Genomic DNA, 24,966 nt, shown 5'->3' with positions numbered 1-24,966 from the left:
CGCGGCCAGCGCGAGCGTCACCCGGTGCCCGAGCGCCTCCAGGGCGCGCCGGGGCGTGGCGGCCCACTCGGCGTACCTGTCCTCGGGCAGTGGCTCGGGCGCGAGCGCCGTGTGGGCCCGCTCCAGCGGCGCGAGCTTCCCTTCCACCAGGGCCGCCGTCGCCTCGGCCGTCACCTCGTCGAGGTCGACGCTCACCAGGCCATGGTGGAGCAGCAGCAGGCCGCCCTCGCCGACCAGGTACGACGAGGGAGCGCGGGCCGGCAGCTCGGGCTCCAGGGCGTGCCTGGCCGCGTGCAGTGCGACCCGCAGGCTGGTAACCGCCGCCTCGGGCGAGGCTTCGGGCCAGCAGACGTCCATGACCTGCTCGCGGTGGAGCCGGTGCCCCGGGGTGACGGCCAGGAGCTTGACCAGGGTCTTGGCACTGGGCCTGCGCCACCGCTCGGCCACCGGCGCCCCGCCAGACCGCTCGGCCCCGAACCCGCCGAGCAGGCGCAGGCGCAGCAGCGGGGGACCGGCGGGTGGCATGATCCGCACAATATCGGGCGTTTGTTTCCCGAGATCACCCGCGCCAGACTCTCCGAGTCAAGCGGCCTATGAACCGCCGGCGCCTGCAGCACAGCAACCCCAGGAAGAAGGGCCACGTCAGGAAGAGGAGCAGTCGGGCGTCCTCGACGTATTGGAAAAGGTCGGGTCCATCGTGGTCCCGCTCGGCGTGACCCTGTACGCCCTGCTCTACATGGGCTATCAAGGGATGTACGCGATCTTCGGCATCATCCCCGAGCAGGCGGGCATCGACCAGTCCGTGCTGCTGGGCCGGCTGCTCGGCACACTCCTGCCGCTGCTGATCCTCGGCGCGATCGTCGTCGGGGTCCTCATCAGCGTGGGTTGGCTGCTCAACGTGATCTCGCGCGGGCTGGGTGGGGCGAGTGGCGCAAGGGATCAGGCGGCAGCCGTGGATCGTCGCCGCTGTCGTGGCGGCATGGGCGGGTGCGTCCTATCTTGTGTTGTTTTTGCCCGCGCTGCTGCTACGGAGGAGCGTCTCCAAGGAGGCGGAACTACTGGTACTACGACACCAGAACACGGTCCCCTACGCCGTCAGGTCCAGCGGGTGCGCTACGAACCAGCCGACCGCCTGTGGCTCGCGGCAGTTTCGCACCTGATACCCCGCTGCCAATGGGGAAGGTGCAGTCGTGCCGCCGTGAGCTGCTCGACCGCTGCCTGCTGTGGAACGAACGCCACCTACAGCACGCCCTGCGTGAGTACGAACAGTTCTACAACCGGCACCGTGCTCATCAAGCCCTGGATCAAGCGGCTCCGCAACGCGCCGTCCCGGAACCGATCACGGATCCGCCGCGAATCGTCGACCTGAACCTACGTCGGCGGGACCGGCTTGGCAGGGTTCTCCGCGAGTACTCACATGCCGCTTGATCTGCATGGATGTAATCTCGGCAGGCGCAGTGCCGAGGCCGTTGCCCCCAGGCTTGAGCCACCCCTGGCCACGACACGACAAGCCGGGCTGACTGGCGACCCCGGCGGTTGTCAGATCTAAAGAATACTGCATACTGCATACATGTCGCACAAGATCTTGAGTCGCCGTACCGTGTTAGGCGCCACCGGGCTGGTGGTCGGAGGGCTGCTCTTAGACGGCGGGGCGGCACACGGCCAGACGTGGTCCGCCCGCCGGCCCGCCACTCCCGACGAGGCCTGGGCCAAGCTCAGGGAAGGCAATCGGCGCTGGGCCGCAGATGCCGCGATCCACCCTCACCAGGACCTCGCCAGACGAACCGAGGTCGCCCAGAAGCAGGACCCGTACGCGGTGGTCGTCTCCTGCATCGACTCCCGCGTGGGACCGGAACTGATCTTCGACGCTGGGGTCGGCGACCTGTTCAGCGTACGGAGCGCCGCCCAGACGATCGACTCGCTCGTGTCGGGGGCCATCGAGTACGGTCCGGTCGAAGTCGGCACCCCCTTGATCGTGGTACTCGGTCACCAGCGCTGCGGGGCGGTGACGGCCGCCGCGCACGCGCTGAGCGAGGGCGCCACGCTCCCCGGCGACCTCCAGCGCATCGTCGAGGCCCTGCGCCCGGCCTACAAGAGCGCCCGCGGCGACGTGGACAAGATGATCAAACTCCACACCACCCGTACCGTGGCCGAGTTGAAGGACGACAAGCTGCTCGCCCCCCGCGTCGCCCGCCGCCGACTCAAGATCGTGGGCGCCTACTACTCCCTCGACACCGGGCTGGTCACCCGCCTGGTCTGACCTCGACCGTCCGCGGCGGGCGGCTTCACCGCCGCCCGTCGGGACGGGCCACCGCGACCAGTTTGCCGGCGGCCGCGCTGTCCAGGGCGGCCTGGATGCTTGTCCGGCGCGCCGCGGACCGGGCCGACCGGATTGCCGCCGAGGCCGCTCGATTACGCGGCGAGTCGCTGGTGGCGGCGGCCGTACGCGCCGAAGATCGCGAGCTCGCCAATGCGTTGCACGACACGGCGGCGACGACCCTGCTGATGGTGGGTATCGGGCAGGTGCGTTCGGACGCGGACTGGCTGGCCCCGCAGGCGCGCCGCGATCTGGACAGGCTGCGCTCCGACAACGAGCGGGCGCCGCAGCACGTGGACCTCGTCGACCTGCTGCGCGCCGACCTCGACGCCACGCAGCTGACCGTGGAGTTCGACGCCCCCGAGCGGCTGCGGTTGCCGTTCGAGGTCGCCAGGGCGGTCGCCGACGCGGCTCGGGAGGCTCTCACCAACGTACGCCGTAACGCCGGCACGACACGTGCGACCGTCCGGCTGCGCGGGGACGCGCGGACGCTGCGGCTCGACATCGTCGACCGGGGGAAGGGATTCTCGCCGGCGGAGGTGCCGGCCACCCGGCGCGGCATCCGCGAGTCCGTGCACGGCAGGATGAGCCGCATCGGCGCGACGGCCAGGGTCACCGCCGCCGAGGGCGAGGGGACCGTCGTACGGCTGGAATGGCATTGTGCCTGCCGATAATGTCATCCGCGCAGGTCATCCAGCTTGCCCAACTCCTCCCAACTTGTATCCGCTTCGGGCTCTGGAAGGGGCTGATCGCGGCAGGATGCTCACGTGTGTTCTTTCGCCTGGCCTATCTGACCGTCGGCTCGAGCACGAACACTGGAATCTGCCTGTCGGTCTTCTCTTGGTATTCCGCATAGGACGGGTAGGCCGCGACGGCCCGCTCCCACCACTCGGCCCGCTCAGCGCCCTCGACCTCGCGTGCGACGTAGCCCTTCGTCACGGTCCCGTCCTGCAAGGGGAACTCGGGGTGCGCCTTGATGTTGTAGTACCACGTGGGGTGCTCGGGGGCGCCGCCCTTGGAAGCGACGACGGCGTAGGTGCCGTCGTGTTCCACCCGCATCACGGGGGTGTAGCGCAGCTTGCCGGTCTTGGCGCCGCGCAGCGTCAGCAGCACGACCGGCGACCCGAGGATCTCGATGCCCTCAGTGGTCCCGGTCTCAAGGATCCTCTTCGTCTGGTCCTGCACCCAAGCGGTGGGGCTGAGCTCTACGATCTCGTCTGCCATGCTCGCGACAACACTGTTCGCGCCGCCTCGATTCCCGCCATGCTCCCAGAGCAGTGCCGCAACCGTCCCAACAAGACAGTCCTTGCAGGCCCTCCTACCTGATTGTTCCCCGTGCTTGGGTCTGCTGTTGCCCGGCTCGTACGTTGTTCTGCCAGCGACGCAGGAGGCGGGCGATGGTGGACTACGAACGCGGGCACTGCGTGGTTTACAAGCGGTGCGGGTGCAGCGACGAGGTCAGCGGTAGGCGGTTGGGTGGGTCGCTGTGGCCGGTTGGCCGAGGTGGGGCATGGGAGCTGGTATTTCGCGGTCCAGGTTGTGGGGGCGTCCGGTTGCCGTCGCCGGTGCGGACGCATCCGGTGGCGTGGACCGCTCGCCGGGAGGCGGCCTGGCGGCACGGGGAGAGCGACCGCCGGTGGCGGTGTGGACGATCGAGCAGTTGGCCGCCTTCCTGCGCTTCGCGCGGGAGGACCCGTTGTTCGTTCTGCGGTGGCGGGTGGCCTTGCGCGGGCTTCGGCGCGGGGAGGTCGCCTGGCTGCGCTGGGTGGATGTCGATCTGGAGCGGCGCGAGCTCACCGTGGCACACCAGTTGGTGCACACCGATGATGGGCTGGTCCTGTGTGAGCCGAAGAGCGCGGCCAGCCGGCGAACTTTGGCACTCGATCCGGAGACCGTGCGGCTGCTGCGCCGGCAGGAGCGTGTGCAGCGTCGGCTGCCGCCGGTCCGGTTGCACGACCTGCGTCAAGGAGCTGCGACGTTGGCGCTGGCGTCGGGCACGGAGTTGAAGGTGGTGCAGGGCACGCTGGGGCACGCGAGCATCGTGCTGACCGCCGACACCTACGTCTCGGTGCTGCCGCGGCTGTATCACGACAGCGCCAAGGCGACGGCTCGGCTGGTGCTGAAGGCGGTGCGGGCGACCAACCGGAAGATCGGCAAGGCGCGAGCGGGGGCGTGACTCACATGTGGCTCACCGTGACTCACGATCAGATGACGCGACTACAGATCCGCGTAAAGCCGCAGGTCCGCGTGGTTGGGCGGGTGGGACTTGAACCCACGACCCACGGATTATGAGAGGCGTTTCCTAAGCCCGGTGTGGCCTCCCGCGCCCAGTTCGGCGACCTCACCTAAGCAGGTGACCGCGGCTACTTAGTCGCGAGCAGGCATGACCGGCGGGATGCCGAATACCGACTCATTCACAGATGATCGTCCGCGCGCTACCCTGCCTCCGACCTCACAGAAACGGAGAGCGTGGATGCGCAGATTAGCCAGATCCGGTTTTGCCCTGTCCTTAGTCGGGGTCACGGTCGCGGCCGCCCTGGTCGCCATCGCACCGGCCGCGTCAGCCGCGCCGGCGCGCGGCGACGGACACCGGGTCACCGTCATGGTCCACGGGTTCGACCGCGAGGCCGACATCAGCTGCTCCGGCGCATGGAACAGCGCCGAGAACCTGCTGAACGCAAATGGCTGGGGCGACGTTGTCACCTTCGGCTACTACAACAAGGCCACCAACTGCGACCTCAGGCTCCAAGGGACCACCGACACGCGCATCCAGGAGGTCGGCCGCCAGTTCGCGTGGACCGTCTACTACCTGTACTCCAGCCATGACGTGGCAATCGACGTCGTGACGCACTCCATGGGCGGTCTGGTCGCGAAGGCGGCCATCGAAGGCGTCAACAGGTACGGGGTAGGAAAGCCGCCGCCCGACCTGAGCGGGCTGACGGTCGACGCGAACGACCTCGGCGCCACCGTTTGGCCCAGAGCCTGGCCACCGTTCCTGTACATCGAGGACATGGTCACGCTCGCCACGCCGCACCAGGGCATCGGCAGCGCGGTGGTGACCGCGTGCGCCCTCACCCACGAGCAGTGCAGCGACATGCGTCCGGGCAGCGGCTTCATCAGCTGGCTGGGAAAACAACCGCTCTCCCAGATGGGCACGGACTATACCTTCCTCGCCTCGAGTCACGACGACACGGTCAGCTCCGACTCGGCGACCAACAAGCGCACTGCCCACCATTGGGTGCTCTACGGCTCGAACGCGGACGGCGGCACGCTGAGTCACACCTCCATCCGGAACACCTCAACCGGCGACTGGCAAGCGTCGTACGGCGGGCAGTTCAGCGATGAGGGTGTGGGCTCGTACCCCGCGCCGCTCCTGCGGATGATGGACGCCCTATACGACCAGCAGGCCCAGTAGCACAGAAGGACGATCGGCACGCCACGAGGGTGGCGTGCCGTACAGGTGAGCGTACTGGAGAAGCACGTCGACTTCCTGCGCGACTTCCGCGGCGACATCGTTCACCCGCCCACCCTGCAACTGCTGGACGAGCGCGGCCCTTCGCCGGTACATGGCCTGCGTTCATGGAAGGTGTCCTTCGCCTGCAGTTCGACTCGCAGGTTCGGCAGCCTCCATGGGAACTCGACTTTGCAATCTGAGCGATCTTGAAGCGCGCGGTGGTGGCGGGTTGGGATCGCGCTCACGCGCTCGGGGTGGCGCTGCAGCTGACTGCACTGATGGTCAAGACGTGATCATGTTGGACCGGATGCCCTTGGTAGTTCTCTGACATGCGGAAACATCGGCGGTCCTAGAGCCTGTTGCGAAGTGGGCAGGGACGTCGGGGTTTCAGGGCGTGATGTGGTGCTCGGTGAACTGGCCGCAGGAGCGGAAGCCCAGGCGTCGATAGACGGGTTCGCCGTTCGCGGACGCCTGGAGGACCGCGACGCGGTAGTGCTCACGGCGGGCGCTGTGGAGGGCGGCGAGTGCCATGGCGCCTCCGTAGCCGCGTCGGCGGTGGGTGGCCAGGGTGCAGATGTTGTAGATCCCGGCCACGTGTGCGTGGAGGAAGACTTCGGCCGAGCAGACCGGGCGGCCCTCCACATAGCCGACCAGATAGAGGGCCGGGCAGTCGGCGGCCAGCGCCTGGGGGACGGCCCGGTCGAAGAAGCGGCGCACGGTTGCGGCGGGCGGGTCCCAGTTCGCGGCGACGACCGTGGCGTAGTCAGAGAGCTGTTCAGGTGTGGTCACCGGGCAGACGTCCAGTCCGTCCACAAACGGCTGGGGCAGGGGGCCCTCCAGGTCGGCCCACATGGCCGTCTCGTGTTCGGCGGCCGGCAGGCCGACCGCCGACAGGCGGGCGGTCAAGTCCTCCGGGATGGAGGCAGGGCCCACTCACCAGGAGAACGGGCGGCCGGTGGCGGCCAGCGTCCGGATCGTCTCGGTGATCCGTGCCTGGGTGGAGTCGCACTCGGGTGATGTAGCACTCGACGTGCAGGTCGGCGGCGGCCAGGGATCTTATGAGGGCGGTTCGCGGGTTGGTGCCTTCGGATTCTCATGGTGGGGGTGTGAGTGAGGCCAGTGCGGTCGGTTGTACTGCGCCGGCGGCGGCCGAGCCGAGTAGTAGGTCGGTCAGGTTATGGGGCTGTGCCTGTTCACCGGTTGGAGCCGCTGCTGCGATCCGGTCCAGCCGGAAGCCCCGGCCGGCCCGGCGCGTGCGGCACCAGGCGATGAGGTACCAGCGGCCGTCGGCGGTGAGCAGTCCGGCCGGTTCCACGACGCGGTTGCTTTCGTGCCCTGCCGCGTCGGTGTAGGACAGCCGCAGCACCATGTTGTTGGCGAGGGCCTGCTCCACCGCGGTACGGATCGCGGAGTCGCCGTGCGTCGGCAGGGCGACGATCCGTGCGGCGAGTTCTTGTGCCGCCACCGAGGCGGGGCCGGCCATCGAGGCCACGATCTTCTGAGCCGCCGTGCGGGCCGCGCCGGCGTAGGGGGTGGAGGCGTCGGCCGCGGCGAGCGCGGCCGTCAGCGCCCAGGCTTCATCGGCGGTGAGGTGGATCGGGGGCAGGGTCATCTCCGGGTCGATCGACCAGCCGCCGCCTCGCCCGGGTGTGGTCCGCACCGGGACACCGGTCTGCATCAGTGTCTGAAGGTCACGCTGCACCGTGCGTGTACTCACCTCGAATCGCGTGGCGAGCGCCGCGACCGTCAGCGGCCGCGGCGCCGCCGCGCGCAACTCTTCCACCAGCGCATACAGCCGGGCAGTCCGGTTCATACCGCCGACGCTACCGTCACGCTGTGCACAGAAAGTCCCGCTCTCGCCGTAGTTCCCGCTCGGTGATGGTCAGAGGGAACAGGGTGAAGCCGTGCATCGCGCCGGCGACGACGCCGAGCTGCACAGGCGCACCCGCCGCCTGCCACCGTGCGGCCAGGAACAGCGAGTCGTCCAGCAGCGGATCCTCGGTGCCGACGACGATCCGGGCGGGCGGCAGCCCGGCCAGGTCCGCGAACAGGGGCGAGACCTCGGGATCGCGACGCTGCTCCTCCTCCCACCCTGGTGTGAACAGCTCATAGCTGCCCCGAATCGTGTCGGTATTGCTCAGCAGAGGTCTGGGGCCAAACGATCTCTGGCTTGGTGTCATCGACAGGTCGTAGGGGCCAAAGAGCAGGTGGGCCGCCCGGAAGGCATCGGTGATGCCGTGCCGGTCGCGAAGGCGCAGCAGCGTCACGACGCTGAGGTGGGCACCGGCCGATTCACCGCCGATCAGCAGCCGTTCGGTACCGAACTCGGCCGCGGCGTGTTTCACCAGCCATCGGGCAGCCGCTTCGCAGTCGTCGGGCCCGGCGGGGAACGGGTGTTCCGGCGCGAGGCGGTAGTCCACGCTCACCACGGCCAGCCGTGCCTGCTCGGCGAGCCGCCAGAGCCGCCCGTCCTGTCCGTCCGCGGACCCGAACGCCCAGCCGCCTCCGTGGATGTGCAGGTACACGCCGTCGACGTGGTCCGGCACGAAGACCCGTACCTTCACTCCGCCCTCAACGACACGGTCCTGGCCGTGCGGGAGTCTTACCGGTGGCGTGTCGCCGCCGAGCCGGTTGCGCCGCAGGAGCGCCAGCGCAGCTACGCTCGGCGCCTGCACGCGAGCTGGACGGCTGGCGGCGGCAGCCGCAAATTGCTCGTTGAACGCCAGGGTCTCGGGGAGGCAGTCCTCATCTGTGATCGTCATGCCGTCGACAGTCGCAGCTGCCCGCGACAACGCCGTGTCACCCTTTCTTTGTGAACTACGTCACCCTCCTGCCGTGCTCCTGGTGTGACCGGGATCGAACGGGTGACGTCGAGTCGAGAGGCGCTGGGCCGCTCCCGAGGTGGCCTGTCCACCAAGATTCACCTGGTCGCCGACCAGCGCTGCCGTCCGATCACCCGGCTCACCAGCCCCGGCCGGCACGGCGACTCGCCTCGCTTCATCCCACTGATGGAGTCCATCTGCATCCGGCGGCGCGGGCTGGGCAGGCCGCGCAGGCGGCCCGCCCGCGCGATGGGTGACAAGGTGTACTCCTCCCGGGGAAATCGCGCCTACCTGCGCAGACACGGTATTCAGGCGGTCATCCCCGTCAAGGAGGATCAGAAGGCCAACCGCCTCAAGCGGGCTCGGCCGGAGGCCGCCCCGCACCGAAGACGACCGGGGCTAGTCCGAGCGACATCTCGTCGATCAGCAGGAATCGCGGGTTAGTGATCAAGGCCCGTCCCAGCACAAGCATTTGCTGCTCACCGCCTGAGAGAAGCGTGGCGGCGCTCTCGCGGCGTTTCGCGAGCTCCGGGAACAGGTCGAACGCGCGATCGATCTCGCTTGCGGAGCGCGTGGCGACGCGCAGGTTCTCCATGACAGTGAGAGACCCGAAGACCGTGCGGCCTTGCTCGACGTGCACGATGCCCAGTCGGCGTCGACCGACCTTGCTGGCATTCGTGATGTCTTCCCCCGCGCAGGTGATGGCGCCTCCCGAGGTCGGGATGAGGCTGGACACGCTTTCGAGGAGGGTGGTTTTCCCGGCACCGTTGCGACCACGAGCGTGGTCACCGTGCCGGGCTGGACTCGCAGGGAGATGTTGCTGACGATCCGTCCTGCTGCACGGTCGACGCAGACACCGTCGACGATCAGGTCACCGGTCACCTTGGCACCTCTCCCAGATAGGCCAGCGTCACGGCCGGGTTGCGCAGGACGGCGTCCTGGTCGCCGGCCGCAATGATCTGGCCGAAGTTGAGCGCCACCAACGACGTGCAGACCATTCGAACCAGGCGACCCATTCGGCGGTGGCCAGTTCCACGTCGGCCAAGCTCCGCCACGGGCCCCGAGGCTTGATCAGCTCGGTCTTGTACAAGCCGATGTGCGATTCCATCAGGGAGTTGTCGAGCGCGTCGCCGACGGTGCCGATGGAGGCGTCGATCCCGGCCGCTACCAGGTGCGTGGTGAATCGGAAAGAGGTGTATTGGGCTGCCGGCATCCGAGTGATGGATCAGCCCCGGCTCGACCGGGCGGCCGGCGCGTTCGCGCCGCCACAGGGCCATGTCCAGGGCGTCCAGCACCAGGCTGGTCTGCTTGGTCAGCGAAGCGGCCCAGCCGACGACCGCTCGCGAGTAGACGTCGGACCACGAAGGCCAGGTAGACCACCCCGCACCAGGCGGCCACGTGCGTGATAAATCGACGAAGGAACGCTCACCCTGCACGCCGACCGCGGCAGCTCGATGACGTCCAAATCCCTCGCCGAACTCCTCATCGACCTGGGCGTGGCCAAGTCCCGCCTTCCCCGGCCGGTTCGACACGATCGAGCACGCCCGTCCAAGACCAACGAACCGAAGGACACCACAGAGAAGACGACACAGAATTAGCTCAGCTCAACTGCCCTGATCAAATTGACAGGTTCCGCTCGACAACGGTGTCCCGATAAGGGTCGAGCGGCATGTTGCTGACTGCCGTCCATGAACCACGCCTCGCGGGATAGCGCGGGATCTGCCGCTACCGTAGCAGCGGTGAGCAGTGGATCATGGCCGGGACAAGACCGCGCGTTACAGCCAGCCCTCCTCCCTGGCACGCATGAGCGCCCTCGTACGGTTGCCCACGCCGAGCCGGGAGTACAGGCCGGATAGGAGGCGGAACATCATCCGCTCCGAGTAGCCCACTCGCTCGGCTAGCTGCGCGACGGTCATGCCATCGGCCAGCTGACTCAGCCACTCGATCTCGTTGTCCGAGAGCAGGCGAGGGGGCTGGTCGTCCGTGCTGTTGGCGACGAGCGTGCGCAGCACGTCCACGGGCAACAGGCTGTTGCCGTTCACGGCGGCGCGTACGACGTCGCGCACCAAGATCGCTGAGGCGTCGCGGGGTAGCACGCCCACGGCGCCGGCGGCCACGGCGCGGACGTACGCACCCGGGGTTACGTCGGAGAGCACGACCACCACCGTGGCCTCCGGCTGCACCTTCAAAAGGTCCGAGAGCCTGGCCCAGTCCCGGTCGTGCTCGACGGCGAGCAGGACCAGTGGCACTCCCGGCTCGGCCGCCCATTGGAGGACGTCCTCGGGGGCATCCGCTGGGAATCCCTCGTCGCCAAGTGTGGCGGCGAGCCCGCGGGCGAACATGGGCAGCGGATCGACGACGGCAACCCGAACCGTCATACGGATCATGCCTCCCAGCGGAGCAGGCTCGCATCGCCATGGTCGTACAGTCCAGCCTCGATGAAGGTGTCAGTTTTCTGCCGAGTGTTGGCAGGCCCCCGACACGTTGCAGCGTGGCTTGGCAGGTCATCGCCCCGAAGTCGTCATGGACCGGCGACTCTGGCGTTACGTAACTTCAGTGTTACGTCTGCCCCCTCGCGCCGAGGAAGGTATCCGTTCGACGCGGTGGCGGACGCAGGGGATCTTCGTGCTCTCGGCGGGGAGGGCGACATGGTCAACGAGAATAACGGCGCCGATACGGCCCAGCTGCCACTGAGGCGCTTCCGCCTCTTCCGGCGAGCACGTCCCAACCCGAAGGCCAAGCTGTTGCAGAAGGGCGACGTCGTCGTGCCGAACTACCGGAGCGCGAAGGCCCGCGATAAGCACCCTCGCGGCGTGATCCTCAGCATTCAGGGAAGCTACGCGGCGGTGCGCTGGCAGGATCAGCTGACCCAGCCGGACAGGTGCGAGCTGAGGCTGCTGATCAAGGTTACTTAGGCGTCCGGTCTTCGGCTGCCCGGCGCGCCTGGTTGAGTATGACCGGGTCCGCGGAGCCGAAAAGCTGCAGATGTGTGAGGGCCTGCTGCTTGGCGCCGTCCACGGGAGCCAGGCGGCGAGCCTGGTGGTACGCCTCGACCGCCCGGTGAATCCTGTCGGGTTCCTTGCAGAGCGCCAAGCCGCACAGTGTCAGCCCGGCCGCCTCATGAGTCTGGTACTCGCGTGGTTCGCGCTCCAGCCGCAGCCACGCCTCAGTGCAGGCCCTGTGGAACGCGGCACGTGCCTGGTCAATCTCGTTCAGGCGGAACAGCACCAAACCGTACGTGACCCACGAGCCCAGCGCCCGGATCCCGATCGGCTTGTCGATGGCGGCCTCGACCGCGGTCGCCGCGAGCTCGAGCTTGCCCGCGTGCAGGTAGGCCTGCGCGAGGCTGACATTGGCCTGGCGTGAGAGGGTCGGGTTGTGGTTCAGGACTCCGAGGTCGGCCGCCTCCTTCGCCAGGCGAATGGCGGACTCGAAATCCTTCTTCTCACAGAACAACGCGGCCTGCCCGTCGAGTAGCTGGCCTTCCAGACGGTAGCTGCGCACGTCCCGTGCGATCTCCAGCCCCCTGGTGAGCAGCTTCATGGCACCATCGACGTCGCCCAGCTGGCCTCGCAGCCATCCCTGATCCAGCAGGGTGACGGCGAGAGTCTGCTTGGAGTCGTCGTCTTCGAGCGACGACAGCAGCTTCCGCGCGCGGTTCAGCTCCTTTTCCGCCAGCCGGAACCGCCCCAGCCGAGCCATCGACATGCCGAGGTTCGTCCTGGCCTTGCCTTCCTCGTACCGCAGTGAGCGGAGTCGGCTGTGCCGGGCCGCCACCCGATACTGCCCGATCGCCAAGGTGACCCGGCCGTCGTCCAGGTGCCTGTTGCCGATCTGGATCCGCAGCAGAATCCTGGCGAACGGCTCGGAACGCGACAGCCGCTGCATGAGGTCGGCGAGCGTGGCCGTGTCCGAACCGGTGGGATCCTCTTCTCCGTGGCGAGCGGCGATCAGGGCGGAGGTGATGTACGCCTGCTGCTCCAGGGAGAGGGAGTCCTTGCCGTCGAGTTCACGGAGCCAGGGGGCGAGCACACTGCTCTGGCCCCACCTGGTCAGATACTTCGTGTCTATGTCCTCCATGAGGAGCAACGCCTGCCGGTACCCGCCCGCGGCAATGCGCAGGCGGATCTCGCTGAGCTGCGGTTGCAGGTCGTCCACCCGGATCACGGGCACATTGGCCCGCTCGCTGACCTCGTGGAAGTAGTCGGCGGCGCGGTGCAGCAACCATGGCTGGGTGTAGAGCGGGGCCAGGCTGGTGAAGTCGTTCTCGGAGCCCGGTGGCACGGTTTCCAGAATGCGTTCGGCGTCGGGTCTGGGCGGGAGGAAATACCGGTCCCCGTCGCGGCGTAACAGTCGCCGCTTCTCCAGAATCTTGAGCACGGGCGCGCTGTCGACTCCGGGGACGTACTCCTGCAGCAGGAAGTCCACGGCCTCGGGGCGCACGGGGGCGCCGTACACGGCCAGCGCCTGGACGACGCGCTGCTCGGTTCTGTCCAGGCGGCTGACGAGCCGCTGGAGCAGGACGGGCATCGGCGTCTTCGCCGCCCCGCATGCCGCGTCGATGTCGGTCAAGAGCCCGCCCAAGGTCAGATCCGGGTCGGAGCGCAACAGGCAGTACACGAGCTCGATGAACCGGGGGATGCCATGACTGATCACACCTAGGTCGTCGATCTCGGACCTGGGAATCGCCTCTACGTCCAGCAGGCCGTCCTCGTCCAGGCTCGCCAGGAAGGGCCGGGTCTCTGCCGGCGGCAGACCTTCCTTGAGGCCGCACGGCCGGACGCGCGGTTCATACCGCCGCTGCCATTCGAGGAGTTCTCGTTTGGCGGACAGGAGGAGCCGGATGCCGTGGCCGTCGCGCATCAGAGTCCGGATGACGAGGTCGAGGTCCCCATCCCGGGGTACGTCGGCCTCGCCGAGGAGGTCGTCGAAGTTGTCGATGGCCACGACCACCGAGGTCGAGCCGAGCGCGGTCAGCACCGGGCGGAGTTTTGCCTCCACAGGGAGGTGCTCCCGCAGCCGGCGGCGGAGCAGCACCGGGTCCGGGGCCAGGAGGCTGAGATCATGCAGGAGCGTGTCTGCGGACACCTGCCGGTACCCCCCGACCGCCAGGTAGACGAACGCTGCGGCCTCGATGGCGAACTTTCTGGCGGCCAGGCGCCGCCGTACTTCGGCGATCAGCGAGGTCTTGCCGTTGCCCCCGTCACCGGTGAGCACGATCGCGCGGACGGTGGGGTCGCTCAATGCCTCCTTGAGTTCCTCCAGCTTCAGCACCCTGTCCTGGAACTCGGTCGGCGCCGGGACGGGTATCTCGTTGACGAAACGCATGCTGGCTTCGATCCGTACGTCACTGCTGACGTCGCGCTCGCGGTGCAATCCCGCGTCGATGCGGTCCTGTGTCCTTCGCCGCGCCCCTGTGGGGTCCGCCGCCCGGGCGGACTCCTCCTGCTGCCGCTCCATGACGTCGCGCGCGAAAGCCTGATGCCGGAGGTCGGACTCGGGATCCAGAAAGGGCACTTGTTGGGCCAGCTTACGGGCGTAGTGCTCGGGCCTGGCGTACGTCTGAAGCTGCTCGACCAGTCGTGCCCAGCCCTCTTCCCAATCGGCGGCGAAGTTGATGGGTGTGCGATCGATCAGGGAGAGCTGCTCGGCGACGTCAGGGTGCATCTGCGCCACCATGATGTCCCGGCGCATTTTGAGGGCGAAGAGGATTTCCCTGCGGCACCATTCCCGGTCGGGGAAAGCCCGCGTTCGCACAACGATCACGACGTCGGCGGTGCTCAGCTTGTACTCGATCAGCGGGTCAAACTGCTCCTCCGCGCGGCTCCGCTTGTCATACCAGGGCGCGAAACGCGGCGACGCCCGGGGCAACTCCTCGAACAGCCGCTGGGCGAATTCGAGCCCGTCTTTTGAGGCATAGGAGAGGAAGATGTCAAGCTGATCCAGCTGCTGGTTTCCATCCATAAGACCCCTGGCCAAATCGGCTGATTGCAGTTGTACGACCAATATCTGGCACGGTCAAGACATAGATCGGCGGCGGGTCGATTTCGGATACGAGGCATAAGGCAGGCCGCGGTACCGGTTGGATGGACTCGTTCGACAGCGGGCCAGCACTCCCGAGGGGACGGTCATGGAGCCGGACGAGTACGACGTTTTCCTCAGCTACGCCGGTGAGGACCGGGAGGAGGCGCGGGCCTTGGAGAACGCCCTGCGCAAGGCGAAGGTCCATGGTCGGTCCATGCAAGTCTTCCGGGATGAGCGGTCGATAGACCACCACGAGAGCATCACGAAGAAGATCACGGAGAGCGTGCGCAAGTCGGCTGTCTTCCTGGCCTACTATTCGCGCGTCTATCCCACACGCCCGGCCTGCCAGCTCGAGATGACCTTCGCCTTCCTGCTGGCCCAGCAGGGCCGGACGATGGAAGGGCGCATCCTGGTGGTCAACCCCGAGGACGGCTCGGACCACATCGAGCCCGTGGAACTGCGCGACCTGAAATACCGGCGGCCGCCCGTCTCCGATGCCGGATACCGGCGTTTCGCCCACGAGATGGCTGGACGGGTGGCGGCCCTGTCCGGCCCGCTGGGCGCATCGAGGAGTGTCGCGCCGCCCCATTGGTGGCCGGGTGACCCGCTCCCCGACCGTGGAGTGATCCATCGGCACGCGGAGCTGTGGCGTTTGCATTCGACCCTGCACGCGGGGACCTTCGGACTCGTCGACGCGGGGCCAGCGATGGGGGTGGCGGTGGTCTCCGGACTTCCGGGGGCGGGCAAGACTATGCTGGCCGCGCAGTACGCCCAGGAGTTCGCCGCCGCCTTCCCAGGCGGGGTCCACTGGTTCGCCCTCGACCCCGGCCCGGCCGGTCCCGATCTGCTGCTCGACTACCGTCGCATGGTGCGGGACATGGCCGTCGGCACCGGGATACCGCTCGCCGGGGCGGATGACGACAGCCTGCGCACCCGCATTGCCGCCCACTTCACGCAGCGGGGGGATCCGGTGCTGTGGATTGTCGACCAGGTCCCGGCGGGGGTCTCCGACGAGGTCGTACGGGAGCTGCTGATCCCTTCCCGGTACGTGCGCACAATCCTGACCTGCCGGGAGGACCGCTTCACTGATCTCGGTGGGCCTGTGCGGCTGAGCGGCCTTAGGGAGGCCGAGGGCCTCGCCCTCCTCAAGGATGCGTACGGGACCGGAGAGGAAGCTGAGGCCGCCCGCCTCGTCCACGACCTGGGCGGGCATCCCCAGGATCTTCGCCTGGCGAGCGCCAAGCTGCGGGCGGGCCGCGGCCTGATGTCGCTGGCCGAGTACCGGCACAAGATCACCGGCACGGCGGACAGCGTGCTGAAGGACATCCTGGGGGAACTGGATGTGCCCGCCCTGTCGGTGCTGGGGCTGGCGTCCTTCCTCGCGCCGATCCCGTTCCCTCGGTACATCCTGCGCCGGGCCGCGGCCCTGCTGCACGGCTGGAGCAGGCAGGAGACGCAGGAGCGACTCTTGCCCGCCCTGGAGTCGCTCACCCGCAGGTGCGTCATCGTCGCGGCGGGCGAAGGCGTGTCGGTGCACGCCAGGGTTCTTCGCTCCGTTCCGGCGGAAGCCCGGCACGGATGCCTGGCTGCGGCGGGCCAGGCCGTGGCCGAGCGACTGGCCGCAGAGGACCCGCCGGAGCCGGAGATCGTGGCCCACGCCCGGCATCTGGTGACCAACGGCGAACTGGCCGGCGACGTCGCCGAGGCCCTGTTGTCGCCGCTGATCGCGATCGACGAGCAGTCGTCGAACCACCTTTCCGCCGCCAGACACGCTCAGAGCCTGGCGGCGCGGCTACGGGACCGTCACGGCGACGACGACCCGCGTACCTGCAGGGCCGCGGCGCTCGCCGCGCTGATGCTCGTCACCGTGGGCGACTACACCCCGGCAGCCGAGCTGGCCCGGCTGGTACTGGCGGACTCCCCTCGCGCGTCCGAGGAGGACCATGACGGGGTACGGGCGCAGGCCCTGCACGCGCTCGCCGGCGGGCTGGACGGGCTGGGCCGGTACGCCGAGGCCGAGCCGTACTGGAGGCGCCTGGAGGAGCGGCTGTTCGGGATGGCCGCCGACCAGGCCGACCGGGTGCGGATCGATCGGGCGCGGGCACTGCGCCAGCGGGGCAGACTGAAGGCCGCGGCTGCCATGCTGACGCAGGTCACCGCTGCTGACCTGCCTCAGCGGCACCTGGAGGAGGCGCTCCTGCAAGGGCTGACTCGCCGTCCGAGCGTGGCCAGGGCGACGGCCGAGCGAGCCATCGCGAGCTTCGAACGAGCCGACCTCGCGCAGCACCCCTTGGCCTTCGAGGCGGCCGTGGCATTGGTGGACGCGGAGCTCGCGGCGTTCTCGCACCGGCCCTATCCGTTTGGCAAAGTGGACCGAGAACAACTCGCCAGGATGAAGGAGCTCTGTGAGGAGTACGAACGGAGGCTCGGCCCGTCGAACCCGCTCACGCTGAGCGCCATGGTAGGTTACGGCATCAACCTGGCGGGCTGGCAGGACGCCACGGCTGGCCGGGCCGTGCTAGAGGCCGCCGACGAGCAGGCCCGAGCCGTGCTGGGCAAGGGGCACCCCATCAGGCTACGCATCCTCTACGGCCTCAGCGGCGCCGCCATGCACGCGCTCGACTTCCCCCTCGCTGCGGCCTTCGCGGACCGGGCTTATCGGGACCAGAGGCTGGTGCTGGGCGAGCGGCATCCCGACACGCTGCGGTCCCTTCTGCAGCTTGGGATAGCGCGCTACAACCAACGGGACGACGCCGAGGCGCGCGAACTGATCAGCCAGGCACGGCGTGGCCTGAGTGAGATCCACGGGCTGTGGAACGACGAGGTGCTGCGAGGCTACATCGCGGAGGCCTTCGGTGCCCTGCCCCGGCCGCTCTTCGACGGGATGATCGGGGCGACCCGCTTCGCCATATCGGCTCCCAGCAAGGTGCGACGCGTGCTGAAGGGCTTGATCGACCGCGAGTGATCTCGGTCCGCCTGGCCTCCCGAGGTCCACGGTCTTCGGCCGCAAGCGGTTGTCCGTCATCATCCGGAAGGAATCTGGCCCATTCGGCGAGGGGTGCGCTCACGTCCCGTGATAGCAGGCTCTCTGGATCAGATCTTTTGGGCCGACGGGCTGCGGCGTACCGACGCCTCCGAGCTGAGAACCATGAGGCACGGACCGTCTGCGGCGAAGTCCGTCTGAGCGGGGTCGAGCCCCTGGACGGGCAATGATTCGCCGAGGGGTCCGAGGTTTTGCGCGTCCCACAGTCGCAGTGGCTCATCGGAGGTCATGAGGGTGCCGTCTTGGCTATGCGCGGCGTGCCCCTGCCGGTGCGCAGGCTGCGCCCCACCGTGCAGGACGCCGGGTCCACGAAGCGGACAATGTGGTCGTCGGAGCTGAGCACCAGCGCGCGCCCGGTTGGGGTGAACTGCCCTGTCCGGTGCCAGAAACTGGCAATGAGGGTCTGACCTGGTCTTCTAGGCTTGGTTCTCGTGCTGTTTCGCCTTCTGTATCTGCTGGTGGTCAGGGCGTTCGGCTGGCTGGTGCTGCTCACTCGGGGCGGCGCCTCCAAAGAGGTGGAGATCTTGGTGTTGCGGCATGAGATCGCGGTGCTGCGTCGCCAGGTTGCCCAGCCCAGGCCGGACTTTGACGATGTGCTCGCCGGGGCGGACGTGCGTATCCTCAAGATCCCGCCGCGCTCGCCGCGGGCGAACGCGTTCGCCGAGCGGTTCGTCGGCACGCTCCGGCGCGAATGCCTCGATCACCTTCTGGTTCACGGTGAGCGGCATCTGCGACGAGTACTGGCCGAGTATGAGCGCCACTACAACCAGCACCGACCGCATCAGGCACTGTCACTACGCCAACCCATTCACGATCCGGCTGAAGTGGTCGATCTCACGGCTCGAATAAGCGACGGAGCGCCGTCTGCGGCCTGATCCACGAGTATCGCAGAGCCGCTTGACGCCGCGTGAAACCTCAGGCCAGCGCTATGAGCGAGTTTTGGCACCGGACAGGCGGTGAGCAGGCCCCGAGGTGCTCGGCGAGATACGCCCTCCAAACCTTCGTGGGGAGAGTCCATGGACATTGATGTCGCCGAACGTGAACACCTGGCGGTGGATGAACTGCAGGCACGGTTGACCAGAGCCTTCGCCCGCAGACATTCGGCTGAACGGGTACGTTCTGCGTGGTGACGGCCCACCACCGGTTCGGTGGCCGGCCGATCCGTGACTTCATTCCGATCTTCGTCGAGCTGATCGCCAAAGAAGACCTGCGCCGGTCCGCCTCGTCGCGCTGATGTCTCTGCACGCCCGAGGAAGGCCAGGTGGCCGGGCACCTCCAGTCAACGCCTCCCACCGGGATGCGGATACGGGCGTTGTCAGCCGAGGGTCGTGCGCGCCCAGCCGAGCGCGGCGGCGGGATCCATCCCGTGCGGGATGCGGTCGGTGGGGGTGTAGCTGAGCCATTGGTCGATGAGCCGGCCCAGCTGTTCGGGCACGTGAGGGTTGAGGTGGTCGGCGCGTTCGGGCCGGGTGCCGGTTTGCATCAGGTGGCGGACCTGCAGCAGGTCGGTTCCGGTACCGGCGGTGCCGGTGCGGGTTTCGATCTCGCGTCGCAGCGGTGCCAGGCCGGTCAGCAGCCAGTAGGCCAGGGCGCCGACGCCGTACAGGTCGGACAGAGTGCTGGGTGCGGCGTCGGTGGCGCCGAGTTGCTCGGGGCTGGCGAACCACTTGGTGCCGCCGGGGGACACCGTGGAGACGCTCTTGCCGGCCTGGTGCAGCTGGGACATTCCCCAGTCGATGATCCTGATGTTGGTGAGGCCGTCCAGGACGATGTTCTGCGGCTTGATGTCCAGGTGGATGATGTTGCTCGCGGCGGCGGCCTGCAGCCCGGCCAGCACCTGATCCAGAACCTGCAGGCTCCACTTCAGCGAGACGCCGGCGCCTGCCCGCTGGTGGAGGTGGAGGCTGCCCGGCTGGTAGAGGGGGGAGATGAGGTAGACCGCCTGGGATCTGCGGTCCTGGCCGGAGTCGATGATCTGCCCGATGTGCGGGTCATGCAGTCGCATGCTTCGTACTTCCCGCAGGTAGGTGCGGAACCGTTGGGGGTCGTTGTTGGCCTGGTGGAACACCTTGGCCACAACAATGGTGGCGGGGTCGGCGAGTTCGTAGGCCTTGTACAGGGTGGCCATGGCGCTGGCGTCGGCGTTCAAGGGGGCGTAGATGCGCCAGCGGTCGTTGAGCACCATGATCGGCGCAGGGCCATCGTGGTCGCCGTCGACGGGTGTGGGCGCCGGCTGCGTAACCTGACCCGCTTGGCTCCAGCGCCGCGACAGGGGCTGGCTCCGCGCACGCTCCAGCGTGGCCGAGGCGATGATCTGCGCTGAGGTGATGATCTGCTCGGCGTCAGTGCGGGCCTGGGCGAGGATCTCGGCGACCTCGATCTGGGCGTCTTGGAGCACCTGATGGCGCAGCCGGTCCAGCTCTGCTGTTGCCGCAGCGGGTAGAGCCACGGCGGGGAGACACGGGCACGGCCGAGCAGTCGTCCGGCTGCTGGCTGGGAGAACAGACATAGGCGCACGAAGTCTCAGCGCGCTGCCGCAGGGCCGGACCCGACGCTGCCCGTAGCCACGCTGGTGCCTCTGCCCGGGGTAGTGCCGTACATCGGAAAGCTGCGGTCCAGGCCGGTGAGGCGCAGCACCCTGGCCAGGTGCGGGCGGGGCGCGGCCAGGCCGAGGGCGATGTTCAGGGTTCTGGCCTGGTGTTGGACGCCGATCAGGACACCCAGTCCGGCGGCGTCGCAGAAAGACACTCCGGACAGGTCGAGGATGAGCAGGCCGGTGCTGCGGTGCAAGGCGCGCAGCACGCGTTCGCGTACCGCCTCGCGGGTGCCGAGGTCGAGTTCACCGCGCAGGTGCACGATGGTGGCGGCGGCAGGGATGAGCCACAGACCTGCCCCGAGGCGGGGGTGGAGGGTGGTCATGAGGTGCTCCGATCGAGGGCATCACTGGATGCTGGCATCGCGGGGATAGGGCTTCGCGATGAGGTCGAACGAGGTCGGTAACTGGGCTGCTGTCACGGGCTGCGCAGGTGGCCGGCGGCACCACACCGGGGGCATCTCCCAGGGCCAGTGGACTCATGAGTGAACTGGGCCAGGCGTGGGTCAGCCGGGGCGCGCCGATGCCTGCAGGTGGAGACCGGGCGTCTGGTGCCAGCCGGTGAGCGCGAGCAGGCGTCGCACATGTGGGGGCACCGAGCGCAACGTCAGCACACGGTCGCCGCCGCCGTCGTGGAGCGCGGCGGCGGCGTTGACCAGGGCGCGCAGGCAGCCGATGTCGATGAACGCCAGGCCGCTCAGATCGATGCAGAAGCCGCCGCCGCTCGTCATTGAGGCCAGGGCCCGCCTCAGGGCGGGCAGGGTGGAGTGGTCGAGCTCGCCCTCGATCCGCAGGCCCGCACGGTCGGCGAGCGCGGTGATGCGCAGGAGCCGGTTGGCGGCGGTGATCGGGGTGAGCGCGATCACGAGTCGTTCGATCAGGGCGGCGATCACAAGCGCGGAGACGCTGGCGGCGTGCGTGGTGTTCATGCCGGGCTCCTACGGGGGAGTACGGGAGACAAGAGGGCCGCGGGCTTGAGGCGGCATGAACACGTTGCGAGGGTGCCAGCGTGAGCGGTGTCGTGCGTGCAGTGCTCTGATCATCTAGCAGGCTCGCCACCGCGGAAACCGCCGATTTGAGCCAGGTTTATCACCACCGGCGATCACCGACCAGGTGTTGGCGGGTGCGGGCGGCGGGACCTCCCCCTGCGCAATGCCGATCTTCCTGGGCCCGCGCCGCCACACCTCACCGTGAACCGCGGCCTGCAGACCGGACAAGCCTCTGATGCGCACCGAGTCCTGCCGGGCACCTTCTCCGCGCACAACACGCGATGGGGCTCACCCAGGTTCAGAAAGGGATGCCCTTCTTGTCGCGCTCCGATGGACGATTCATCGCCCTGGGGGGTCAGGCCGTGGCATCTGGCCGGCGATGCAGGTGCAGGTGTAGCCGGGCGCTGCCCGCAACGCCTTCGAGGCTGACCTCGTCACACAGGCGCCGGATCAGCCACAGGCCCACACAGTGGCCGACACAGTGGCCGGCGGCGAGGTCGGGTTCGAGGCTCAGATCGGCTTCGCTCAGGGCAGCGGCGGCGTCGACCACCTTCAGGTTCACCCCTACGTCGTCGCTCCACGCGATCAGGGCGCCGCCTGCGCCGCCGTGCCGTAGCACGTTGGTGGCAGCCTCGTTGGCGACGAACACCAGATCCTGCAGGCGCCGGCCGGTCAGGCCGGCTGCGAGACCGAAGGCGTGCACGCACTCGCGCAGCGCCGCCAGGTCGCGGGTGATCGGCCACTGTAACCGGAACTCGGAGATCATGATGAATCGCTGCCTCTCGGCGGGGGTGGCCGGATCGCCCACCTCTCGCCCAGTCCTTGCGCTGCCATGTCTGTGATCGCGTTGACCAGCCATCATCAGGTCCCGGGCGAGTTGGGAGGTGAGCCCTCGGCAAGCCCGTTCCGGCCCTCTCGGCTTTCGGGGCCTGCAAACGTGGCGATCGCGGCTGGTGATGGGGCTTGCTGCGATTGCCCGTTTCCGCTGGTAGGCCGATGAGGTTGAGTCAAGGGGACCAGCCGCCACACCTCGTGCCGGCTGCCGCCTGAGGAGGGTCGTCATGACCCTGAACATCGATGGCATCGAAGTGAGCGCGCGCGGCAGCCTGAACGGTCAGGCGCCACGATGCGAACATGTTGATATTTCTCCGAGAGCTGAGCCCGGATCACCGCAGTGCGCCGGATGCCTGGCTCTGGGCCTGGCCTGGACCCGCCTGCTGGCGTGCCTGACATGCGGGTGGGTGGCCTGTTCCGACGATTCGCCGGGCACTCACGCCCGCGAGCACTACCGGGAGACCGATCATCCGGTGGTCGCGGCGCTGGAGCCGGAAACGGCTTGGCGCTGGTGTTACGTCCACGAACGGACCGTGTGAGCACCATCGTCCTGGCCCCGGCCCCCGGGCGCCGACATCGCCCCAGGGCACGCTCATCTGTTCCGGTGATAACCAGCCTGATCCTTGCTCATTTCCCCACCACAGGCAGGGAAGGACACTGAGACTCCAAGCCGCCTGAGCGCGGTGAGTGTCCGCCTACACGAGGTCATGGCCGACGGGCAGGCAGATCAATGGTCTGCCCGGGTGATGGCTGAGCGGGGCGGTGAAGGGAAATCACGATGAGCCTTGGCAGGAAGATCAGAGACAAGGCGCAGGCCGTCAAGGGCTGGGTCAGGCAGCGTTTGGGCCGCGCCACCGGCAACCCGCGCCAGCAGGCTGAGGGCAAGAGCGATCGGCTCGCGGGGAACCTGAGGCAGGCTGGTGGGAAAGTCAAGGACGCCTTCAAACGCTGATTCTCCCTCTCCGGCAGGCCGCCCGGTGAGGGCGGGGCCGCGAACTGGTCCCGCCCGGATACCGGCGCACCCCCGCGATGAGCCCGTGCGGCTCGCCGTTGCCCTCATCGCCTGCGGCACTCCCCGCGCAATAACCGAAGTTGGAGGTAGAAGCGATGCGTATCGCCTCTATAGTGCTGATCCTGTGGTTGATCGCTGGCGCCGTCGCCGCAGGCCAGCGCGGCTACTACACAGGACCGGTGGAGAACTGCAATCAGGTGGCCACCATCGCGGTGACGATCCTGGCAGGCCCGCTGAACTACCTCGGCATGAACCCGAAGATCGCCTGCCAGACGCCCCAGCCCAGCAAATAGCGGCAGGCCTGCCAGAGCCGCGCGAGGGTCTACAGTGCAGGAAGACGGACCGTATCGGCGCCGCCCGGTTTTAGGGAGGGGTGGCGGGCATGGAACTGCGTCAGCTGCGCTATTTCGTGACGCTGGCCGAAGAGTTGCATTTCGGCCGGGCCGCGGCCCGCGAGCACATCGTGCAGTCCGCGCTGAGCCAGCAGATCCAGCGGCTGGAGCGCGAGGTGGGGGTGCGGCTGCTGGATCGCAGCACCCACCACGTCGACCTCACCCCGGCGGGCGCCGTCTTCCTCATCGAGGCGCGCCAGATCCTCGACCACGTGAGCCGGGCCAAGCACGCCGCGCGCAACGCCGTCGCCGCAACACCGACACTTCGCGCCGGCATCATCGACGCCGGCTACGACACCATGCCGCAGATCCTGCGCGAACTCCAGCACGCCCATCCCGACATCACCATTCACCAGGTCGAAGCAGGCACCCCCGAGCAGTACCGGCAACTGGCCGACGGCAGCCTGGACATCGGCATCGGGCACGCCTCCCAGGCTCCGCACGAGGTGACCGCCGAGCTGATCCGGCTCGATCCACTCGGCGTGCTGGTGCCCGACGAGCACCGCTTCGCCGACATGACGGACGGCGTCCCCATCGCCGCCCTGGCCGGCGAACTCCTGCTGCTCGGCGAAGAAAGCCAGACGCCGGAGCTCAACCAGTTCGTCATCGCGCTATGCCGCTCGGCCGGATTCGCGCCCATCATCTACGAAGGCACCGTCGAGAGCACCCGCGCCGCCGCCGACCTCGTGCTCCAGCACCGCTGCGTGCACTGCGTCCCCGCCTCCTTCCGCACCTCCAACCGGCCCGGCACCACCTGGCGGCCCCTGACCGAACCCGCCACGCACTACCCCTGGTCACTGCTGTGGCACGACGCCAACCCCTCCCGCCACCTCGCCGCCGTCATCGCCAGCGCCCGGCAACTCGCCCAGCGGCTCGGCTGGCTGCAACCCGCCGAACCGGCGCCGTCCGCATACGGTTCAACGCTCATGCGCCAAGGGGATGAAACCGCCTGAGGCGGGGATGACCTGGCGTGCCCCGAGCCTGCACGTCCCGGTGATCGGTCCTGGAGATGAATCCTTCACGGATCGCCTGTTTCCGCCCCGTACGCGGAGATGTTGGCTGAAGGCGAACGAGTTCGAGCGTCGGCGCCGGCAACCGGTCGGCGGCCGACCCCCTGCTTCGACCGGTCCGGAAGACCGATCCCGCGCAGACATCGATGTACCGCCACAGGGAGTTCGGCCATGGGCATCATCGCTTGGATCATCCTCGGACTGGTCGCCGGACTGGTGGCCAGAATGCTGGTCCCCGGCGAAGACCCGCAAGGTTTGATCATCACCTTCGCGCTCGGCATCGCCGGCGCGCTGCTCGGTGGGTTCGTGGCCACCGAGGTGTTCCACGTCTCGGGCATCCAGGGATTCTTCAACCTGTCCACCTGGGTCTGCGCCATCGCCGGCGCGGCGATCCTGCTGCTCGCCTACAACCTGATCACCGGCCGACGCTCAGGCCGGCGTTCGGGCCGCTGGGCCGGCCGCCGATGACCCCGCCC

At 68.3% G+C, this 24,966-nt stretch carries 26 protein-coding genes and 3 pseudogenes; 15 read left to right on the top strand and 14 right to left on the bottom strand.

The window, feature by feature from the left end:
* Positions 1-525 (bottom strand): annotated as a pseudogene (locus AB0J09_RS23845) (hypothetical protein); the annotation flags it as partial.
* Here AB0J09_RS23845 and AB0J09_RS23840 point away from each other — a divergent pair.
* The 3 genes from AB0J09_RS23840 to AB0J09_RS23830 all read left to right on the top strand — a co-directional run bounded on the left by AB0J09_RS23840 (position 524) and on the right by AB0J09_RS23830 (position 2,991).
* Complete coding sequence (locus tag AB0J09_RS23840; RefSeq protein ID WP_360694896.1) at positions 524-1,369, top strand: hypothetical protein; 846 nt, start codon at positions 524-526, stop codon at positions 1,367-1,369. The pseudogene AB0J09_RS23845 and the gene AB0J09_RS23840 overlap by 2 nt on opposite strands.
* Positions 1,370-1,570: 201 nt before the next feature.
* The gene (locus AB0J09_RS23835) at positions 1,571-2,260 is read left to right on the top strand and encodes a carbonic anhydrase (RefSeq protein ID WP_360694893.1); all 690 of its coding nucleotides are present in this window, start codon (positions 1,571-1,573) and stop codon (positions 2,258-2,260) included.
* A 95-nt stretch (positions 2,261-2,355) separates the two neighbouring features.
* A complete protein-coding gene (locus tag AB0J09_RS23830; RefSeq protein ID WP_360694890.1) occupies positions 2,356-2,991 on the top strand; it encodes a hypothetical protein in 636 nt (211 codons plus the stop codon).
* Between the two features lie 112 nt (positions 2,992-3,103).
* Here AB0J09_RS23830 and AB0J09_RS23825 read toward each other — a convergent pair whose 3' ends face one another.
* Complete coding sequence (locus AB0J09_RS23825; protein WP_360694887.1) at positions 3,104-3,541, bottom strand: nitroreductase family deazaflavin-dependent oxidoreductase; 438 nt, start codon at positions 3,539-3,541, stop codon at positions 3,104-3,106.
* 412 nt (positions 3,542-3,953) lie between these two features.
* Between AB0J09_RS23825 and AB0J09_RS23820 the strand changes: the two genes are divergently transcribed.
* On the top strand, positions 3,954-4,493 hold the full coding sequence (locus AB0J09_RS23820) for a site-specific integrase (protein ID WP_360694884.1): 540 nt from the start codon (positions 3,954-3,956) through the stop codon (positions 4,491-4,493).
* Between the two features lie 297 nt (positions 4,494-4,790).
* Positions 4,791-5,732, top strand: a complete 942-nt coding sequence (locus AB0J09_RS23815) for a hypothetical protein (protein WP_360694881.1) — start codon at positions 4,791-4,793, stop codon at positions 5,730-5,732.
* 426 nt (positions 5,733-6,158) lie between these two features.
* Here AB0J09_RS23815 and AB0J09_RS23810 read toward each other — a convergent pair whose 3' ends face one another.
* The 3 genes from AB0J09_RS23810 to AB0J09_RS23800 all read right to left on the bottom strand — a co-directional run bounded on the left by AB0J09_RS23810 (position 6,159) and on the right by AB0J09_RS23800 (position 8,533).
* A complete protein-coding gene (locus AB0J09_RS23810; protein ID WP_360694878.1) occupies positions 6,159-6,677 on the bottom strand; it encodes a GNAT family N-acetyltransferase in 519 nt (172 codons plus the stop codon).
* A gap of 187 nt (positions 6,678-6,864) precedes the next feature.
* Positions 6,865-7,584 (bottom strand): WYL domain-containing protein, encoded by a 720-nt coding sequence (locus tag AB0J09_RS23805; protein WP_360694875.1) that lies wholly within the window; start codon positions 7,582-7,584, stop codon positions 6,865-6,867.
* A gap of 16 nt (positions 7,585-7,600) precedes the next feature.
* Entirely contained in the window at positions 7,601-8,533 is a 933-nt protein-coding gene (locus AB0J09_RS23800) for an alpha/beta hydrolase (protein ID WP_360694872.1), read from the bottom strand.
* Positions 8,534-8,617: 84 nt separating this feature from the next.
* Between AB0J09_RS23800 and AB0J09_RS23795 the strand changes: the two genes are divergently transcribed.
* Entirely contained in the window at positions 8,618-9,037 is a 420-nt protein-coding gene (locus AB0J09_RS23795; RefSeq protein WP_360694869.1) for a transposase, read from the top strand.
* Here AB0J09_RS23795 and AB0J09_RS23790 read toward each other — a convergent pair.
* From AB0J09_RS23790 to AB0J09_RS23775, 4 genes and pseudogenes are all read right to left on the bottom strand, one after another.
* The gene (locus tag AB0J09_RS23790) at positions 8,946-9,446 is read right to left on the bottom strand and encodes an ATP-binding cassette domain-containing protein (protein ID WP_360694901.1); all 501 of its coding nucleotides are present in this window, start codon (positions 9,444-9,446) and stop codon (positions 8,946-8,948) included. The two genes, AB0J09_RS23795 and AB0J09_RS23790, sit on opposite strands and share 92 nt — an antisense overlap.
* 159 nt (positions 9,447-9,605) lie before the next feature.
* Positions 9,606-9,749, bottom strand: a pseudogene (locus AB0J09_RS23785) (integrase core domain-containing protein); the annotation flags it as partial.
* 33 nt (positions 9,750-9,782) lie between these two features.
* A pseudogene (locus AB0J09_RS23780) lies at positions 9,783-9,954 on the bottom strand (DDE-type integrase/transposase/recombinase); the annotation flags it as partial.
* Between the two features lie 414 nt (positions 9,955-10,368).
* Positions 10,369-10,971: a response regulator transcription factor gene (locus tag AB0J09_RS23775; protein WP_360694865.1), complete on the bottom strand. Its 603-nt coding sequence runs from the start codon at positions 10,969-10,971 to the stop codon at positions 10,369-10,371.
* A gap of 270 nt (positions 10,972-11,241) precedes the next feature.
* Between AB0J09_RS23775 and AB0J09_RS23770 the strand changes: the two genes are divergently transcribed.
* Positions 11,242-11,508 (top strand): hypothetical protein, encoded by a 267-nt coding sequence (locus AB0J09_RS23770; protein ID WP_360694862.1) that lies wholly within the window; start codon positions 11,242-11,244, stop codon positions 11,506-11,508.
* On the opposite strand, the gene AB0J09_RS23765 is transcribed toward AB0J09_RS23770, so the two are convergent.
* A complete protein-coding gene (locus tag AB0J09_RS23765) occupies positions 11,501-14,557 on the bottom strand; it encodes a TIR domain-containing protein (protein ID WP_360694859.1) in 3,057 nt (1,018 codons plus the stop codon). The genes AB0J09_RS23770 and AB0J09_RS23765 overlap by 8 nt on opposite strands.
* 166 nt (positions 14,558-14,723) lie before the next feature.
* Between AB0J09_RS23765 and AB0J09_RS23760 the strand changes: the two genes are divergently transcribed.
* From AB0J09_RS23760 to AB0J09_RS23750, 3 genes are all read left to right on the top strand, one after another.
* Entirely contained in the window at positions 14,724-17,582 is a 2,859-nt protein-coding gene (locus AB0J09_RS23760; RefSeq protein WP_360694857.1) for a TIR domain-containing protein, read from the top strand.
* A 509-nt stretch (positions 17,583-18,091) separates the two neighbouring features.
* Positions 18,092-18,535 (top strand): transposase, encoded by a 444-nt coding sequence (locus tag AB0J09_RS23755; RefSeq protein WP_360694898.1) that lies wholly within the window; start codon positions 18,092-18,094, stop codon positions 18,533-18,535.
* 251 nt (positions 18,536-18,786) lie between these two features.
* The gene (locus AB0J09_RS23750; protein ID WP_360694854.1) at positions 18,787-18,894 is read left to right on the top strand and encodes a three-helix bundle dimerization domain-containing protein; all 108 of its coding nucleotides are present in this window, start codon (positions 18,787-18,789) and stop codon (positions 18,892-18,894) included.
* A gap of 81 nt (positions 18,895-18,975) precedes the next feature.
* Here the strand turns inward: AB0J09_RS23750 and AB0J09_RS23745 are convergent, their stop codons facing one another.
* The 4 genes from AB0J09_RS23745 to AB0J09_RS23730 form a co-directional block, all read right to left on the bottom strand.
* Positions 18,976-20,109, bottom strand: a complete 1,134-nt coding sequence (locus AB0J09_RS23745; RefSeq protein ID WP_360694851.1) for a protein kinase — start codon at positions 20,107-20,109, stop codon at positions 18,976-18,978.
* Between the two features lie 74 nt (positions 20,110-20,183).
* Positions 20,184-20,579, bottom strand: a complete 396-nt coding sequence (locus AB0J09_RS23740) for an STAS domain-containing protein (protein ID WP_360694848.1) — start codon at positions 20,577-20,579, stop codon at positions 20,184-20,186.
* 180 nt (positions 20,580-20,759) lie between these two features.
* The gene (locus AB0J09_RS23735; protein WP_360694845.1) at positions 20,760-21,182 is read right to left on the bottom strand and encodes an STAS domain-containing protein; all 423 of its coding nucleotides are present in this window, start codon (positions 21,180-21,182) and stop codon (positions 20,760-20,762) included.
* 415 nt (positions 21,183-21,597) lie between these two features.
* Entirely contained in the window at positions 21,598-22,008 is a 411-nt protein-coding gene (locus AB0J09_RS23730) for an ATP-binding protein (protein ID WP_360694842.1), read from the bottom strand.
* A 295-nt stretch (positions 22,009-22,303) separates the two neighbouring features.
* On the opposite strand from AB0J09_RS23730, the gene AB0J09_RS23725 reads away from it, so the two are divergent.
* The 5 genes from AB0J09_RS23725 to AB0J09_RS23705 all read left to right on the top strand — a co-directional run bounded on the left by AB0J09_RS23725 (position 22,304) and on the right by AB0J09_RS23705 (position 24,958).
* Positions 22,304-22,615 carry a UBP-type zinc finger domain-containing protein gene (locus tag AB0J09_RS23725; protein WP_360694840.1) on the top strand — a complete coding sequence of 104 codons (312 nt, stop codon included), beginning with the start codon at positions 22,304-22,306 and terminating at the stop codon, positions 22,613-22,615.
* A 239-nt stretch (positions 22,616-22,854) separates the two neighbouring features.
* On the top strand, positions 22,855-23,028 hold the full coding sequence (locus AB0J09_RS23720; protein ID WP_360694837.1) for a CsbD family protein: 174 nt from the start codon (positions 22,855-22,857) through the stop codon (positions 23,026-23,028).
* A 155-nt stretch (positions 23,029-23,183) separates the two neighbouring features.
* Positions 23,184-23,381, top strand: a complete 198-nt coding sequence (locus AB0J09_RS23715; protein WP_360694834.1) for a hypothetical protein — start codon at positions 23,184-23,186, stop codon at positions 23,379-23,381.
* A gap of 89 nt (positions 23,382-23,470) precedes the next feature.
* Positions 23,471-24,433 carry a LysR substrate-binding domain-containing protein gene (locus AB0J09_RS23710; RefSeq protein WP_360694831.1) on the top strand — a complete coding sequence of 321 codons (963 nt, stop codon included), beginning with the start codon at positions 23,471-23,473 and terminating at the stop codon, positions 24,431-24,433.
* 228 nt (positions 24,434-24,661) lie between these two features.
* Positions 24,662-24,958 carry a GlsB/YeaQ/YmgE family stress response membrane protein gene (locus AB0J09_RS23705; RefSeq protein ID WP_360694828.1) on the top strand — a complete coding sequence of 99 codons (297 nt, stop codon included), beginning with the start codon at positions 24,662-24,664 and terminating at the stop codon, positions 24,956-24,958.
* Positions 24,959-24,966: the final 8 nt, after the last annotated feature.

This window comes from Nonomuraea sp. NPDC049784 (assembly GCF_040659615.1).
Taxonomy (GTDB): Bacteria; Actinomycetota; Actinomycetes; order Streptosporangiales; family Streptosporangiaceae; genus Nonomuraea.
Note: the sequence above shows the minus strand (reverse complement) of the source record. Positions and strands in the feature narration are given on the sequence as shown.

Excerpts from the sequence above, each read along its gene's own strand:
- AB0J09_RS23770 (WP_360694862.1), top strand. The coding sequence starts at position 11,242 with ATGGTCAACGAGAATAACGGCGCCGATACGGCCCAGCTGCCACTGAGG.
- AB0J09_RS23720 (WP_360694837.1), top strand. The coding sequence starts at position 22,855 with ATGAGCCTTGGCAGGAAGATCAGAGACAAGGCGCAGGCCGTCAAGGGC.
- AB0J09_RS23715 (WP_360694834.1), top strand. The coding sequence starts at position 23,184 with ATGCGTATCGCCTCTATAGTGCTGATCCTGTGGTTGATCGCTGGCGCC.
- AB0J09_RS23710 (WP_360694831.1), top strand. The coding sequence starts at position 23,471 with ATGGAACTGCGTCAGCTGCGCTATTTCGTGACGCTGGCCGAAGAGTTG.
- AB0J09_RS23705 (WP_360694828.1), top strand. The coding sequence starts at position 24,662 with ATGGGCATCATCGCTTGGATCATCCTCGGACTGGTCGCCGGACTGGTG.
- AB0J09_RS23725 (WP_360694840.1), top strand. The coding sequence starts at position 22,304 with ATGACCCTGAACATCGATGGCATCGAAGTGAGCGCGCGCGGCAGCCTG.
- AB0J09_RS23800 (WP_360694872.1), bottom strand. The coding sequence starts at position 8,533 with ATGACGATCACAGATGAGGACTGCCTCCCCGAGACCCTGGCGTTCAAC.
- AB0J09_RS23740 (WP_360694848.1), bottom strand. The coding sequence starts at position 20,579 with ATGACCACCCTCCACCCCCGCCTCGGGGCAGGTCTGTGGCTCATCCCT.
- AB0J09_RS23805 (WP_360694875.1), bottom strand. The coding sequence starts at position 7,584 with ATGAACCGGACTGCCCGGCTGTATGCGCTGGTGGAAGAGTTGCGCGCG.
- AB0J09_RS23830 (WP_360694890.1), top strand. The coding sequence starts at position 2,356 with ATGCTTGTCCGGCGCGCCGCGGACCGGGCCGACCGGATTGCCGCCGAG.
- AB0J09_RS23835 (WP_360694893.1), top strand. The coding sequence starts at position 1,571 with ATGTCGCACAAGATCTTGAGTCGCCGTACCGTGTTAGGCGCCACCGGG.
- AB0J09_RS23815 (WP_360694881.1), top strand. The coding sequence starts at position 4,791 with ATGCGCAGATTAGCCAGATCCGGTTTTGCCCTGTCCTTAGTCGGGGTC.
- AB0J09_RS23775 (WP_360694865.1), bottom strand. The coding sequence starts at position 10,971 with ATGACGGTTCGGGTTGCCGTCGTCGATCCGCTGCCCATGTTCGCCCGC.
- AB0J09_RS23825 (WP_360694887.1), bottom strand. The coding sequence starts at position 3,541 with ATGGCAGACGAGATCGTAGAGCTCAGCCCCACCGCTTGGGTGCAGGAC.
- AB0J09_RS23730 (WP_360694842.1), bottom strand. The coding sequence starts at position 22,008 with ATGATCTCCGAGTTCCGGTTACAGTGGCCGATCACCCGCGACCTGGCG.
- AB0J09_RS23840 (WP_360694896.1), top strand. The coding sequence starts at position 524 with ATGATCCGCACAATATCGGGCGTTTGTTTCCCGAGATCACCCGCGCCA.
- AB0J09_RS23735 (WP_360694845.1), bottom strand. The coding sequence starts at position 21,182 with ATGAACACCACGCACGCCGCCAGCGTCTCCGCGCTTGTGATCGCCGCC.
- AB0J09_RS23760 (WP_360694857.1), top strand. The coding sequence starts at position 14,724 with ATGGAGCCGGACGAGTACGACGTTTTCCTCAGCTACGCCGGTGAGGAC.
- AB0J09_RS23765 (WP_360694859.1), bottom strand. The coding sequence starts at position 14,557 with ATGGATGGAAACCAGCAGCTGGATCAGCTTGACATCTTCCTCTCCTAT.